Here is a 15,281-nt window from a genome sequence, read left to right on the forward strand (position 1 = left end):
CTTTTTAGGTTATCCGGAAAATCGGGGTAAAACCCAGCTCGACATCAGCATCTTTGAAGCTGTTATAGGCGTCCCTCACCGCCTCGCGGCTCGGCTCAAGCGCGCACTCCAAACGGCGCAACAGCGTAAACGGCAAAATGATCTTGCCAAAGTCCGTGTGCTTGAAGTCCCCCCAAAGGTCTTCCGCATTCTTCCATATAAAATCAGCCTGCGACGCAGCTGATCCAGAGAAATCTGTCATTCTGGCCTCCAACCATCTTTTGCACAAAACAGTACGATGAACAAAAGGTGGATGTCAACCAAGTTTTGCACAGAAGAGAATAGATTCCAATTTATTGGGAAATCTGAGATCCTACCTCAGAATGCAAATAGCCTATTCTTGTTTATCCATATAGTCGTTAACAGTCTCACACACAGAGTCCGCTTGCGCCTTTTCTATTTCTTGGCGTGAAATTCCAACGCGGACAGCACCAGAATACATTCCGGCGACAAGACCAAGAATCCACGATAAACCTGGCATTCCCATCAAAACTGGAGCAATGATACCCGCGAATAAGAATCCAACCAGTATCACCCATAACGTATGGAGCATGTCTATTCCCAGAAGAGGTATACCGACAGCCCCCACAACGAAATACAGGGAACCAAGGACTGTATGCACCCCAGCACCTAGTTGCGTACGAACACCGACAGCCCAGATTATCGCGAGGATCACGAGAGCGGCATATCCGATATAGCCAATTATTTCCATTTAATTCTCCCTCAGTGCTTAGTTGTTAGTTCGCCAATAAACCACGCTTCCATTCGGGTTAGCCCCTAACGCATCACACTCGGCTCATCATGCCTTTAATGGCATTTGGCAGATCAGCAGGCAAAACGACCATTTTGCTGTTATCTGATCCCGACAAATTTTCCAATGCTCCAACATATTTTTCCCCAAGCAAATAAACCACTGGCATTTCATTGTCGCCAATTGCCTCGGTCACCAAAAGAATGGCTTTTTGACTAGCCTCAGCCAAAACCACCTCAGCTTCCGCATCACGCCTTGAGGCTTCTAGGCGGCCCTCAGCCTCAAGTATCTGAGCCTGCTTATCTCCTTCTGCCTTTGTAACAGTGGCCCGTCTAGCACGCTCTGCTGCCGCCTGCTCTTCCATGGCTTTCTGCATGGTGACAGAGGGATTGATATCCTGTATCTCCACTGTCTTTAGGGTAATTCCCCAGTCAGCGATATCGTCTGATATTGACTCTTTTAATTTTGCCTTTATCAATTCTCTTGACGACAATGCATCATCCAACGACATCTCGCCTATTATTGATCTCAATGATGTTTGCACCAATGTCTGTATGGCTATACTGTAGTTTTCAACACCGTACACTGCTTTCTCTGGTGAGATGATATTCATGTAAGCCACTGCGTTTGCAACGATTACAGCGTTATCTCTCGTAATTACCTCTTGAGAAGGAATATCCAGAACTATGTCTTTTGTTGTGAGCTTGTGAGCAACGTCATCAATGTAAGGCACGATTATGTTGAGGCCCGGTTTCAGGGTTGAATGATACTTTCCAAGACGCTGAACAACCCACTTGTAACCTTGGGGGACCAAGCGAACACCTTTGGCAATGGTTACTACAACCATCACGAAGACGGCTATCGCGATATACAATCCTGCATCCATAGTGTTTCTCCTAATTATTGATGCTTAGTAACGACGAGAGTGTTTCCAGAGACATCTACGACACGGATACGATCACCAGCGGATAGGTCTGCATCCTGGGAAATAAACCTCCATTCATCAGCCCCAAGAATAGGGGCAGGAAAACGTAACACCCCTTTTCCTTCACCTGTAGGGACTATCAACACCTGCCCAACCTCACCGACAATTGCTTCCCTAGACAAGCCCGCTTTCGTCTTATCGATGGACATCGGCTTGAGATACTTGAACCACAGCCAGGTAAACATTGCCGATAGGCCAGTCCACAAGACCACCTGATGAGTGCCGGATAAGTCAGGGAGCAAATACAACAAAGTACCAACCACAACAGCCGCCGCACCAAACCAAAGGGCGGTAAAGCTAGGAAGTACGATCTCCAAGAGTATTAAAGCAATGCCGAATATCACCCAATGCCAATATACTAGCTGCAAATCCATAGACAAGTCCTCGTGCTATTATGGTCGAATGTGTTCATTGTGAACCTAACATTGGTTTTTCCAGGCAGGAATAGTCTACGCCAAAAACACTTCATCATCAGGTTCTTCAAGCAATGCCTTGTTGGCACCGATGATTTGACCTAACCGCTGAACACAGAAATCTACGATCTGCTCAGAAGCCATGTTAGTCATCTTTTTAGCGTCATGCTTCAGCTCCATGAGTTCATCAAAGAATGTGTCGGCAGCATTCAGCCTTTCGATACTTCTATCCACGCTAGTCCACAAGCCCAACTCTTCCCAGCCAAGGTCCACATAGAACCACAAGCTCTGCTCGCTCTTGTGGCCGGTAAGTTCAGCGATTCGCTTCAAAACCGTGGTGTAATCTGCCTCCTCAAAGGATTGCTGATCTCTTCCCGTTTTCTGCATCTGCTTCTTGAGGTGCATCGCTACTTGCTGGGTTATGAAGCGAATCCGAAACTGCCTTAGGCAGAGGTTTACATCCTCAAATCCAGCTCCGACGGTCAGCCTAGTAAAATCCTTTGTGATCGACTCCGTGCTGATCTCAAGCCCGCGACTACTCAGCAGTAGACCTTTCGGCTCCTTATAGCCCGGATCGTAAGCCAGAATGGCCCTGGTAAACGCAGTGCGGCTTGATACGTATCGATTAAACCTAAGCCCATCCTTCATCCTAAATGGAAACTTGCGGATAAACGGTTCCTTCTTCCTGCCCTTTAATGTTGGGATTTCAATAGACTTATTTTTCACAACATTCTGATCGGCACTAATTCCCAAAAGCTCCCCTGGCCGCAATCCCGTTCTTTTCATTAAAAACACAGTAAACATGCGCCTAGCTCTGAGATACTCCCTTGTAGCAGAAAGAAGAGGGCTTGGAATGCCCCCCATGTCCGCATCAGCCTTTGTATCGATAACCTTCTCAATCGCCTGTATCTGCTCTTGGGTGATCGGCCTCTTAGGGTCAGTGCTCACCTCAGACGGAAATGCTCTATGCACAAGGTAATGTGAGCCGCTGCGGTCAAACTCAGACAGCGAGATTTTTCTTTTCTTCTCCTCTCCTAGCGTCCTTGATGCCTGGACGCGCCTCTCATTAACCTTGATCCGAACTGTTATCTGGGGAGTATCAGATGCTTCGCCAATCAAGGGTGTTTTCGTGTGAGCCAGGAAACGCGCCTGATACCAGGCAAGGAAGACCAGCGTGGCACGAAGAATCGTTTTATTCGTGTTCGGATTACGCCTGAGAGTGGTGGGATCACTAGGATTCCTCTCGGTGGCCAATACCTCAGAAAGATTCCATATGTCGTTGTCTGTGAGTGAATCAAAACCGGTGTTATGCGAAGCGCAATACCGAACAACGTGCGAAAGGTTGGCCGCATAGCCCTTTAGCGTCCCATCTTGAACACCATCTAGTTGCGCATCAAGAATGTATGCATTAACCGCAACGCAAGGCTTACCGTTCGGCCACCTCACAAAGGGAAAATCATCAACAACAAAGCCCGATAATGACCGAGAGCGCAGGCTTGGACTGTTGTGATCAGGAAGGCAAACTTCCTTTAATGACGTATAAAGCTGGCGGCCCCTCATTTGTCCCTGCCTCCATCGACAACTGACAACCCGACCTGGTCAGCGTTTAGATCGGGCTGGAGTATCGCGCCGTAAACCTCCAGATGGCGCTCCACTATGTTGTCGATACGAATCTTTATCCTATCGGTCGTCTCCTTGTCGTACGAAAGAGTATGAATGTTCGCAAGCAGCTCAGAGTAAGCCTTGGTTAGGATCACATTCAGGTACTCAGCCTGAGCCTTCTTATCGTTAGCTGTCTTGAGGATTGTCCTTGATCGCTTCCGCTGCCCTGTCTTGGTTCTCGACTCAGCCCTCTGCTTAACGGAAGCGTAAAGCTCCGACCTGAGCTTGTTGAGATACTTAAAGCCATCGCCGTCAGGGGCCTCAGCAGAGAGGCAGCTATTCGCTGCAGACTTCATTGTATTGAGAGCTAGCGCAGAAAATCGCCCACCAACGGACAGACCAGCAAACTTCCTCTGCCCGGATAAGAACGGTATGTGGGACGTAGGAACGGATTTCGCATCCTTAATTCCATCTACCAAATACTTGTAGCGTGCGTAAACATTACTAATATTCTCAGGCCGCATCGCTCAAACACTCACTAACAATGAATGAAATAGCGATATCCTCTACAAGGCCATCTCCAGCAGCCTTGATTGAGTGCGGCTCCAACTTGAAGTGATCGTCTTCGCGAAGGTCTCTCACATATTGCTCCCACTCTCCGGTAGGCACAAACTCCAGGGAAGAGACGCCAAAGTGGTCGCAAACCATCTCCCTTAATCTCTCCAGCCCGGAATCTACCTCCCCAAACTGCGTGTATTGATCAATGGAGGACAGGCAATTAACGGCGTAATCAGCCTCGATCTCAGTAAAAGACTCTCTAGGATAGTTGGCTTCCATGTAGCGGTAGATGTGCTCGACATCTGTGTGCCCAGCAATTTCCCTGGCCGCATCAAGAACACCAAAGCGCCCCTGCCAAAAGAACAAGAGCAAGAAGAACTTGCGCATCTCATGAACCCTGACGTACCACCGCCGCTGATGGTCATCGAGCCTGATGCCAAGAAGGTCCCCAAAAAGATCAAGCTTGCGATTTATCCCGTTTTTCCCTACCCCCTTAATATTTGCAACACCTTTCCCTGGAAGAACGAACAGCCTGTCCGATGTGTCAGTGCCCAAGATGCCATCAATCCCTTTACCAAGGCCCTTTACTAACTCAATAGCCTTTGCTGTCTTGTATGGAATAGGCTTTGAAGTGGCCTCATAGGCCTCGCCTACATTGCTTTTCCCAAGAGCGAAGTCCAAGTAGTAGCCATCGCCCTCAATAAGGCTAATGCAATCCCTCCCTAACTCCAGCAACTCTTCGTCGCGTGACGGCTTGAGAATGGCAATCAGAATCACGCAAGACGCAACGACATGCCCAATCAGGCGATGCGCATCCATTGACTCAGCCCCTTTATTGGCATGAGTGTTTGCGTGAAACTGTCCTATATCGAAATCAGAGCGCAGTAGCGCGTACTTGGGGACACCTATCAGGCTCGCAAATATCTCCCTATGCTTGGCCTGCGTCTTCCATGCCGAAAGGCCGGAAACCTCCTTCGCCTGCCTAAGGAACTCCAAATACAGAGACACCGCAAGATCACCGTATCGATGCACCAGGGTTAACGCTCCATTTAGATACCGAAGGCCAATATCGACAGGCATCAGTGGTGTTCTCCCAGCAGGAAAACCCCACTGAGACGCATGTGTGCGAGCCTTCCTTATGCTCAGGTAGGCTGGGTTTGGAGATTTACCAGGAAGATGCCTGTGCGACGACAAGGACAGCGCTATATGGTTAGTTACAGCCGTTACAGCATTCTGGGTGAGCGAGGCACTGAGAGCATCTTTTAGCAGCGGAGCCTTGTGCGATGGATGCCGCGTCACCGCGTTTGCAGGAACAAGGAGATCGTGCTCTTGCAACTCGATTTCGAACTGCCGCAGAAATGCCCGCATTTTCTGATTAACAAGAAGGTTCTGTTCACAGTTAGCAATCTTTGCAATCGCTACCACCGAAAATACCCGCCTCCCCTTATACGCCCCTGACTTAATAGGCATCATCAAATTCTGAGCATCCTTTGCCCACTCATAAATCTCTTTACATAGCCTGTCGTCCAGACTGAACAGTGAGGAATACAGAGCCTCTGGGCACGCCTGACCGAAGGCTGATCCATAAAAATAGGACAGAATCCGCTGAGGGATTTCGAGCGCAAGCGACAGACCACCCTTTGCATACTCGACAACAAAGTGATTCAGACCACTCTGATCAAGAAGGCTTAACGCGTACTCCTTCGGCTTATAACGATGCTCATGAAGCACCATGTACCTGCCGAGATTAATCAGTGTAGTAGTGACGTACTTCCAGTGCCTATTGCCCACAGGTTTGCCAGTCAGCATTCCCGAGCGCAGTAAGAATGAGGTTTTCTGTAGCGTCTCCAGAAGAGGGCTGTATTGCTCGTCACCCAAATAGTGCCCATTAGGGAGAATCTGGTTCCACTCGATCTTTTCGGTACCAACCCACCTCCCACTCACGAGACCACCCTTACCTTTGCGGGTAGTATGCCAAGTGAGCGCTCGAATATCAGTCAGTAGCCACTCCGCCTGAAAAAGACCATCAAACGGAAGCACGCGATTACGCGCATACTTGAGAATCTCAATAACCTCGGCCGCCTCACCGGGCGGCAGATCGACACCGCTAGTGGTAACATCCAATTCCATCGAAAGAGCCTCGTTTCTTGGCATAATTACCCCCATGCACTGTTTACTGAAAATTTGTCGAATCTATCGCTCAGCTCACTCTTTTTGAGTAGTGCTTTTTCATGACAACTCCTTAGAGCATCGAGATCGTAAGAGTCGCCAACACCCTCTTTTGACTCGCAGACATGTGTAATCATCGCGCTTAGATTGATAAAGTGGCGAGGTGATATTTTTGTTGTCGGGTCCACTCTGTTCCGCATTGATTCAGGCAACTTTCTCGCGCTATCCGAATAGCAGTAAAGTGTTGCCAGAGATGCCGGATCGAGCCTGAGATTGAACTGAGCATCCTTCTTGTCGGCGTCTTGCCCCCCATCATAGATAAAGGCGAAACGCTCTAAGAGCATCGAATAAGAAACTGAATCAATGGGGCTCCTGTCAGGCTGACTGGTAAAGAAAATCTGCGCCATGAAGGCCGTTAGATCAGCCGTACACTCAAAGTCAGACACATCGAGAAGGTAATCTTCATTGTAGGAGGCAAGCACAATAAGGGTCTGCTGGAAGCGCCTGATTTGTCTGTTACTCCACGCAGAAAGGAGAGCTGGAGGGATGTAATGCTCAAGAGTCACGCGCTGCGTATTGCCAAGCACTCTAGCCATTTCCCTCGTTGACCCTGTTTCGAACCAGTGAATGATCCCCATTGTGTTTCTCAGGGCGCTCAACGACAGAGTGCCAACCCCCAGACCACTGTCTTTAAGGGCTGGGTAGAGGTCTATGAGCGAGATTACCCCTTTATTGCCACCCACCAGATGCGGACCAGCCTTGCCTTTAAGCGGCCCGAGGCGGTGTCCAGCCTGATTGCCAAGAAAAAGGAGCCTCCAGTTTCTGTCGCCCGCCTCTTTCATCATGCGCCTGGCAGGCCCTGTAGCCGCGACAATAAACTCAAGGACCTCTCTCGACCGATCGCTCAAGACAGCAGTCTTTCGCTTGCCTGCTCTTGGCTTGTCCACACTAAATAACTGATTCTTTCCACCGTCTGTGATCTCTAGGTACGAGCTACCATGCTTGTTTTTTAGCTCGGCGCTCAGTATCGAATCGGGGTTTATGTTTGGATGTTCGTGGATAAGGATGGCGGAGAGAACAATCATATCCAAATTGAACAACACCCCAGCGAAGCGATAGACCAAATCACTGGCATTAAAATATTCCGCTTGCTTAGGCGTGAGGGCTGTTTTAGCTCTAAGAGCCTCGCCGCAAGCCCTCAGTTTTGCACTTACTGAAGAAGTGCCGTTTTCGAAGAAGACATCCCGCGAAGCCATTGCTGACGTGGATATACAGAATGGGTCGCTCTCTGTGCCGAGCAGATACCTAAAACGAGCTAGAGTCCACACATACCCGTCACTAAAAATTTTTTGGTTGGTAACTTTAGGTAAAACGGTTTTATTTGCCTTAGGCTGCCCGCTATGGTGCTCATACCCACCACTAGCCAGTGTGTCTTCAATGACTGTGTCTGTAATCTGGAACGCCAACTGATGGCCGCGCTCATGATCAGCCTTGAGCGCATCAAAGTATGCGAGACACGCCTCAAGCAGAGCAGTGGAGCGCCCGACGAGATCATTGTATACGCAATCCAGATAGTCAGAGTCAGAGCGGGCGTAATCCACATTCACGAAAAGCTTCCTGACTTTAGAGCCCACCACCTTTTGTCGCTTGCTCTTTCCTAGTAGGGGTTGTTCCTTGCTTTTGTTGTGCTCATCCTTGCCTGGCATCCGAGGGACCCCAACATCGAGCGGGATGACCTCTGACTCAGTTAGATGGCTGACAACTTTACAGACCTGGTGATTCCAAACGTGCGTGCGAGTTGACAGTTTCAGGCTCAACCTCCCCGGACTAAGAAGGAAATAGCGTAAGAACTGATGGAGCACATCTTCCCCGAAGACCGACTTAGATATATCAACAGAGCGCGTAACGGGTTTGCCGCCTTTCGGATTGACCCCGGAAAAGACCACGACCCCTCCCTCACTCGCAAGACTTAATTGCTGCACAGATCAACTCCACAAATCGTGTCAAAGTTAATCATATCAAATGATGTCAATTCATTCCACAAAAAAAAGGCTTATGCCTTGATATTTAACACATTATGGGTTTATCTACGTCACAAAGAATGGTGTGTACCTAAAAAGCGGTGTCCAGAATATTTCACGCTCCGCTTTCATCTGTCGACCCATCGCCTCGACAAGATCATGCGGTGGATTGATATCCTTGATCTCGATACGCGTTATCTTGATGCCCCATGTTCCCGCCGCTTCATCGACAACTGACAACAGGCGTGAATTGATTGCATCACGATTCGAGAGCAGTTCGTCAAGATCCATCGAGCCAAGCACAGTCCTGATATTGGTCATCGCCATCTGCAGGATGGCACGATACATGTCGTTGACCTTGTAAGCGGCACCCGCGGCATCCATCACCTGGAAGAAGACCACACCATCAGCAGTGACCATGGCGTTATCACGCGTGATAACCTCCTGTGACGGCACATCCAGCACCTGCTCCATCATATTCATCTTGGCACCGATAGCGTCAATAATCGGAATGATGACATGAAAGCCCGGTTTGAGTGTCTTGGTATACTTGCCCAGACGCTCGACGGTGTACTCTGTTCCCTGCGGCACTCTCTTCGCTCCCAGCATGACGATAACGACAGCGAGAACCACGCTGACGACAGTAAAAATTTCCATTTCCATTTCCATTTTCAGCCCCTGCTATTGATGCATTTCTTTAGTACAAAACGTGGTTTTCCGACCGCCCATACCAATGGATCAGCCAGTGCTGATTTCCTTTTTTAGCGATCACAGATACCATAGCACAGCAATATGACAAGTTATCTCAAACCTCCAAAATCCCTACTACGCAAGGTTGGCCGTGCGATAGCCGATTATGACATGATCCGTGACGATGACCGAATCCTGCTGGGCGTCTCCGGCGGCAAGGATTCACTCTCACTACTGCATATTCTTGGTCATCTGCAGAGCTATGCACCTGTTAAATTCGATCTTGGCGTACTGACGGTCGATCCTGAAGTCGAAGGTTTTGACCCGCACTCACTAACTGAATATTACACACAGATCGCCGTACCCTGGCACTACGCTGAGCAACCGATCATGGAGCAGGCGAAACAGAACATGGATGGTAACTCCTTCTGCGCCTACTGTTCACGCATGAAGCGCGGAATCATGTACTCGACCTGTCGCAAAGAGGGTTATAACGTGCTGGCGCTGGCACAGCACCTCGATGACCTCGCAGAAAGCCTGCTGATGTCGATTTTTCACGGCGGCCAACTGCGTACCATGAAGGCAAATTACACCAACAGGGAGGGAGATGTACGCATCATCCGCCCACTTGCCTATGTGCGTGAAAACCAGACGGCTGATTTTGCCAAAAATGCAAACCTGCCCGTTATCCCTGACTCATGCCCGGCATGTTTTTCAATGCCAACACAGAGGGAATCGATGAAACAGCTGCTGGCGCAGCTTGAAGGTCAAAACAAGCACCTGTTTGCCAACATGCTGCACGCCATGCGTCCGTTGCTTCAAGAAGAACTAACGACAGATCATAAAGAAGGGAGCGCCACCTGAGATAGCACTCCCTGAAATACTCAAAAGGGGAAATCAATAAGCCCAGATGATCACACCCCGGGCAATCAGGAGAGGTAGGATCTCGCCTCTTCTCCCGGGTAGGGCAAACCTGACAGACGCCACAACAGCAGGCAACTGCCAAACAGGTGTTGAATGCGTTTCTTGTCGATTTCATTTTCGCGGCACATTTTGCGCAGACTGATGATGCTGCCGTTGCGCACATAAGCTTCGCGCATACGCCCGACCAGCTGGAGCTTCTCATAATCCAGTGTGAGACCATGGTCGAGTGCAATAGCATCGGCAAAGGACTCGCTCCAGTTGTTAAAATCCTCAAGAAACCCCTCTTCATCCACTTCGACCGCAATAAAGGCCGTGGCCTGCTTAAGTTGTGTAATGCCCATCCCGGTATCCTCATGATATGACTCATTGTTGAGGCAATACTAGTCAAGCGAGCAATATAATGTAAAATAATGACTTGGGATAAAGCTATGCAAAAAGTGTATAAGCAATATGAATCAGCAACAACTTGCCTGTTTTGCCAAGGTCTGCTCTGAAGAGCTGAACGTGAGCCGCGCCGCTGCAGCTCTTTTCACCTCACAGCCGGCTGTCAGCCGCCACTTGCAGAATCTTGAAGAGGCGCTTGGCACTCCCCTGTTCGAGCGCCGGGGCAGAAAACTGATCGGCCTCACAAATGCAGGCAAGCGCACCCTGCATCATGCACAGGTCGTGGTTGCCCAGTTTGATGCACTTGAACGCATAGCACGCGAGGAGCGTAATCCGCGCGGCGGCACACTCTCGATTTCGACTACACACACGCAATCCAACTACCTGTTACCCAATGTCATCAGTAAAATCCGTCATGACTATCCGGAACTGCGTTTCAACCTACACCAGAGCATGCCGATTCAGGTTGCCGAAATGGTTGCTTCAGGCGTTGCCAATATCGGTATTGCAACCGAATCAGTCAGTAAACACCCGGACCTGATTGCCCTGCCCGCCTACAGCTGGAACCGATTACTGCTGATTCCCAAGGGGCATCCGCTTGAATCAGTTGATGAAATCACACTAGAGTCCCTTGCCAGCTATCCGATGGTCACCTATGTCACCAGCATGACTGGGCGCAAACTGATGGACAGCGCATTCGAAAAGGCCGGCCTGGTACCAGACATTGTCATTGCGGCAAATGACTCCGACACAATCAAAGCCTATGTGAACAACGGTATTGGCATCGGTGTGATTGCCGAAATGGCCTTTTCAGATGAAGATGCCAAGCGATTTTCAATGCGTCCGCTCAAACACCTGTTTGACAATAATATTACCCGTGTTGCTATCCGCCGTGCCTATGTCCCAAGCCGGGTTGAACTCGATTTCCTGACACGCCTGTCGCCATACTGGAGTGAAGAGGAGATCGTCAATCTCGTTGAAATGCCAAAGGAAAAACTGAAAGCGCGCATAAAAAAAATAGAAAAATCGATGCTAAAGGGCGTCGACGGGTAAAATCCCCGTTCCGGTTTTACCCTGACAGACAATGCAAACGAATCCTGACATATTTTCCTACCGCAAGCACTGGGCCCACAAGTTCGGCCCGGCGCCTGTGCTGCCGATGTCCCGCGACGAAATGGACCTGCTCGGCTGGGATTCTTGCGATGTCATCATCGTTACCGGTGATGCCTATGTCGACCACCCCAGCTTTGGTATGGCAATCATCGGACGCCAGCTCGAGTCTCAGGGTTTTCGTGTCGGCATCATCTCGCAGCCAGACTGGCGTTCGGCTGATGCATTCCGCGAACTCGGCCAACCGAACCTCTTCTTTGGCATCACTGCCGGCAATATGGATTCGATGGTCAATCACTACACCTCGGACCGTAAGTCGCGTTCGGATGATGCCTATACACCAGATGGTGCTGGCGGAAAACGTCCCGACCGTGCCGTCACCGTCTATGCACAACGTGCACGCGAGGCGTTCAAAGGCACACCTGTCATCATCGGCGGCATCGAGGCAAGCCTGAGGCGCATTGCACAGTACGATTACTGGTCCGAAAAGGTACGCCGTTCTGTACTGCCTGACTCGAAGGCCGACATGCTGCTGTTCGGCAACGCCGAACGCGCCATCGTAGAACTTGCACACCGACTTGCAGCTGGTGAAAACATTCGTGAAATCAAGGATATTCGCGGCAGCGCTTTTATGCAGCAGGGCATCGCCGAGGGCTGGAGCGTAATCGACTCGACCGAGGTCGATGAGCCCGGTTCCGAGCACCACCGCGACCCGCATCCCTACACAGACACTACCTCTGGGCAGGATTGCAAAGATGAAAATGCAGGTGCTGCCAGAATCGTCCACTTCAGTGAACGACCGTCAGGACTTGAACGCGGCACGACGGTAATTCGGCTGCCCTCCTATGACCAGGTATGTAACGACAAGCGGCTCTATGCACACGCCTCGCGTGTCTTCCACCTGGAAACGAATCCCGGCAATGCACGTGCCATGGTCCAGAGGCACGGCAAACGGGACGTCTGGCTCAACCCGCCGCCCATTCCGCTGACAACAAGCGAAATGGACCAGCTGTTCGAATTCCCCTATACGCGCAGACCGCATCCCGCCTACGGAGATGCTCGGAATCCGGCATGGGAGATGATCCGCTTTTCGGTCAATATCATGCGCGGCTGTTTTGGCGGCTGTACCTTCTGCTCCATCACTGAACACGAGGGACGCATCATCCAGAGCCGCTCCGAAGATTCAATTATTCGCGAGGTTGAAACCATTCGCGATACGGTTCCGGGATTCACAGGCAACATCTCCGATCTCGGCGGACCGACGGCCAACATGTACCGACTCAAGTGCAAGGATGAGAAGATCGAGGGCTCCTGTCGACGTCTCTCCTGCGTCTACCCGGATATCTGCAAGAACCTCGGCACCAATCATGCACCGCTGACACGGCTCTATCGCCGCGCCCGGCAACTGCCCGGCATTAAGCGGGTTTTTATCGCCTCCGGCCTGCGTTACGACATCGCAGTTCGCGATCCCGAATATATCCGTGAACTGGTGACACATCATGTCGGCGGATACCTGAAGATTGCCCCCGAGCATACCGAGAGCGGCCCACTGTCGAAGATGATGAAGCCGGGCATCGGCACCTATGACAGGTTCAAGCAGCTATTCGACAAGTATTCAAAAGAAGCCGGCAAGGAGCAGTATCTGATCCCCTACTTCATCTCGGCCCACCCGGGCACTTCAGATGAAGATATGCTGAATCTCGCATTATGGCTGAAACGCAATAAATTCCGTCCCGACCAGGTACAGGCATTCCTGCCGACGCCAATGGCGATCGCATCTGCGATGTACCACACGGGCTTGAATCCGCTGAAAAAAGTCACCCGCCGGAGCGAGCAGGTTGCGACCGTCAAGGGCATCAAGCAGCGCCGCCTGCACAAGGCATTCCTGCGCTATCACGATCCTGCCAACTGGCCACTACTGCGTGATGCGCTCAAGCAGATGGGACATGCCGATCTCATAGGAAACGGCAAACGCCACCTGGTACCCTCCTGGCAGCCTGGAGAAAAGCCTGCGCCTAAAAGGTACGGACAGAAAAAAGATCTGCATCACCGCATCAGAACAGGAAAAAAACCCTCCAGGCCACGTCGTCGCTAAACCACCTGCTCAACAAAAGGCCCGCTTTCGCGGGCCTTATCCATGCATAGGATTAAATCAACATCAGACCAGCCGCCGCCTGACAGAGGCATCGGCAATATAATTCTCGATACTCTCGACCACAAGATTTAACAGGCGCTGTCTCGACTGCTGGCTAGCCCATGCGACGTGCGGCGTAACGATGAGATTCGGCATAGGATTATCCAACAGCACATTGCCCTGTTTTGGCGGTTCAACCGACAGCACATCAAAACCTGCTGCACCGATTTCACCCGATTTGAGCGCATCCACCAGCGCCTCTTCATCAACGATACCGCCACGTGCCGTATTGATCACCACTGCATCAGGTTTCATCATCTTCAGTTCACGCTCGCCAATCAGGTTGGCTGTATTGTCAGCCAGCGGTACATGCAGTGATATCACGTCCGCCTGCTGCAGCACCTCGTCGAGCGGGTAACGGTTCGGCTGAGCTTCTGTGCTTCCGGGTCGCTGCGCAATCATCAACTGCATACCGAATGCTTCGGCAACTGTAGCAACACCCTGTCCCAGCTCTCCGTAGCCGATGATGCCCATGCGTTTGCCGGTCAACTCAGTAATCGGTAAATCAAACAGGCAGAAGCTGCTACTCTTCTGCCAAGCTCCGGCCTGAACTCGCTCATGGTAGCCAATAAGGCTTGTATTCAATGCAAGAAGCATTGCGAATACGTGTTGAACCACCGACGGGGTACCATAACCGGTCACATTAGTGACCATAATGCCCATCTCCTTTGCCGCCTCCAGGTCCACATTGTTGGTGCCTGTTGCCGCTACGCAGATGAGCTTGAGATTCTCTGCCTGATCCATCAATGCAGCATCGATCACCACCTTGTTGGTAATAACGATTTCAACATCCCGGATACGTTCAGCTGTCTCGTCAGCTGCCGTCAAATCGTGAAACACCCATTCATCAGCCAGGGACTTGAGTGCAGACAGCTCCAGGTCCTCCTGGTCGAGTGTTTTCAGATCAAGAAAAACGGCCTTCATTGTAACTCTCCGAATAAATAGAACAGCGTCAGTCTATCTGAAAGAATGGAAAAGAGGGAAATACACGAATACTGATGGGGTGTTACTGTTCATTGCAGTGCAAAATCCGTTAAAATCCCTTTTTGCACGGCGACCCCCTAACCATGAGCGAAATTACTCGCATACGCGAGATCCCCTACAACTACACCTCCTTTTCCGATCGCGAGATTTTTCTGCGTTATCTCGGCGAAGAGGGCTGGCATCTGCACCAGGAGTTGCGTGACTCTCGCGGTACGGGGCGTTCTGCGCGCATGCTGTTTGAGGTACTGGGTGACATGTGGGTTGTCGCACGCAACCCCTACCTGCTGGATGATATGCAGGAGAATCGCTCTCGCAGGCAGGCGCTGGTCGGTGCCCTCAATCACAGGCTCGATCAGTTCAATCAGCGTGCATCCGGTAACGCAAAGGCACTCAAACTGCTGGAACTCATGCGCGAGGCAGTTGACAAGTTCTCAAATTGTCTTGATGACAGCCGCGA

The 15,281-nt window shown here is 50.7% G+C and carries 13 protein-coding genes and 2 pseudogenes; 4 read left to right on the forward strand and 11 right to left on the reverse strand.

Features of this window, described 5'->3' with window-relative positions; all coding sequences use genetic code 11:
- Positions 1–34 precede the first annotated feature (34 nt).
- The 9 genes and pseudogenes from BOW51_RS01870 to BOW51_RS01910 form a co-directional block, all read right to left on the reverse strand.
- A pseudogene (locus tag BOW51_RS01870) lies at positions 35–241 on the reverse strand (type I restriction-modification system subunit M N-terminal domain-containing protein); the annotation flags it as partial.
- A gap of 132 nt (positions 242–373) precedes the next feature.
- A complete protein-coding gene (locus tag BOW51_RS01875) occupies positions 374–751 on the reverse strand; it encodes a hypothetical protein (protein ID WP_078476170.1) in 378 nt (125 codons plus the stop codon).
- 73 nt (positions 752–824) lie between these two features.
- A complete protein-coding gene (locus BOW51_RS01880) occupies positions 825–1,676 on the reverse strand; it encodes an SPFH domain-containing protein (protein ID WP_078476171.1) in 852 nt (283 codons plus the stop codon).
- 14 nt (positions 1,677–1,690) lie between these two features.
- Positions 1,691–2,149: an NfeD family protein gene (locus tag BOW51_RS01885; RefSeq protein WP_078476172.1), complete on the reverse strand. Its 459-nt coding sequence runs from the start codon at positions 2,147–2,149 to the stop codon at positions 1,691–1,693.
- 75 nt (positions 2,150–2,224) lie between these two features.
- Positions 2,225–3,748, reverse strand: a complete 1,524-nt coding sequence (locus tag BOW51_RS01890; RefSeq protein ID WP_078476173.1) for a site-specific integrase — start codon at positions 3,746–3,748, stop codon at positions 2,225–2,227.
- A complete protein-coding gene (locus BOW51_RS01895) occupies positions 3,745–4,146 on the reverse strand; it encodes a hypothetical protein (protein ID WP_135567999.1) in 402 nt (133 codons plus the stop codon). The genes BOW51_RS01890 and BOW51_RS01895 overlap by 4 nt, the downstream gene beginning before the upstream one ends.
- A 157-nt stretch (positions 4,147–4,303) precedes the next feature.
- Positions 4,304–6,502, reverse strand: a complete 2,199-nt coding sequence (locus BOW51_RS01900) for a hypothetical protein (protein ID WP_135568000.1) — start codon at positions 6,500–6,502, stop codon at positions 4,304–4,306.
- Positions 6,503–6,504: 2 nt separating this feature from the next.
- The gene (locus BOW51_RS01905; protein ID WP_078476176.1) at positions 6,505–8,499 is read right to left on the reverse strand and encodes a hypothetical protein; all 1,995 of its coding nucleotides are present in this window, start codon (positions 8,497–8,499) and stop codon (positions 6,505–6,507) included.
- A gap of 153 nt (positions 8,500–8,652) precedes the next feature.
- Positions 8,653–9,201, reverse strand: a pseudogene (locus BOW51_RS01910) (SPFH domain-containing protein); the annotation flags it as partial.
- A gap of 129 nt (positions 9,202–9,330) precedes the next feature.
- Between BOW51_RS01910 and BOW51_RS01915 the strand changes: the two are divergent.
- Positions 9,331–10,092: a PP-loop family protein gene (locus tag BOW51_RS01915; RefSeq protein ID WP_078476177.1), complete on the forward strand. Its 762-nt coding sequence runs from the start codon at positions 9,331–9,333 to the stop codon at positions 10,090–10,092.
- 65 nt (positions 10,093–10,157) lie between these two features.
- On the opposite strand, the gene BOW51_RS01920 is transcribed toward BOW51_RS01915, so the two are convergent.
- Positions 10,158–10,493, reverse strand: a complete 336-nt coding sequence (locus BOW51_RS01920; RefSeq protein WP_078476178.1) for a TusE/DsrC/DsvC family sulfur relay protein — start codon at positions 10,491–10,493, stop codon at positions 10,158–10,160.
- Between the two features lie 109 nt (positions 10,494–10,602).
- Here BOW51_RS01920 and BOW51_RS01925 point away from each other — a divergent pair, with 109 nt between their 5' ends.
- Together BOW51_RS01925 and BOW51_RS01930 are read left to right on the forward strand one after the other, a co-directional pair.
- Positions 10,603–11,589, forward strand: a complete 987-nt coding sequence (locus tag BOW51_RS01925) for a LysR substrate-binding domain-containing protein (protein ID WP_078476179.1) — start codon at positions 10,603–10,605, stop codon at positions 11,587–11,589.
- A gap of 31 nt (positions 11,590–11,620) precedes the next feature.
- Positions 11,621–13,741 (forward strand): YgiQ family radical SAM protein, encoded by a 2,121-nt coding sequence (locus BOW51_RS01930; protein ID WP_078476180.1) that lies wholly within the window; start codon positions 11,621–11,623, stop codon positions 13,739–13,741.
- Positions 13,742–13,804: 63 nt separating this feature from the next.
- Here the strand turns inward: BOW51_RS01930 and BOW51_RS01935 are convergent, their stop codons facing one another.
- The gene (locus tag BOW51_RS01935; protein WP_078476181.1) at positions 13,805–14,764 is read right to left on the reverse strand and encodes a 2-hydroxyacid dehydrogenase; all 960 of its coding nucleotides are present in this window, start codon (positions 14,762–14,764) and stop codon (positions 13,805–13,807) included.
- A 143-nt stretch (positions 14,765–14,907) separates the two neighbouring features.
- Here BOW51_RS01935 and BOW51_RS01940 point away from each other — a divergent pair.
- On the forward strand, positions 14,908–15,281 hold a 374-nt coding region (locus tag BOW51_RS01940; protein ID WP_135568001.1), incomplete at its 3' end, for a DUF3683 domain-containing protein.

It is taken from the genome of Solemya elarraichensis gill symbiont, from assembly GCF_002021095.1.
Taxonomy (GTDB): Bacteria; Pseudomonadota; Gammaproteobacteria; order Chromatiales; family Chromatiaceae.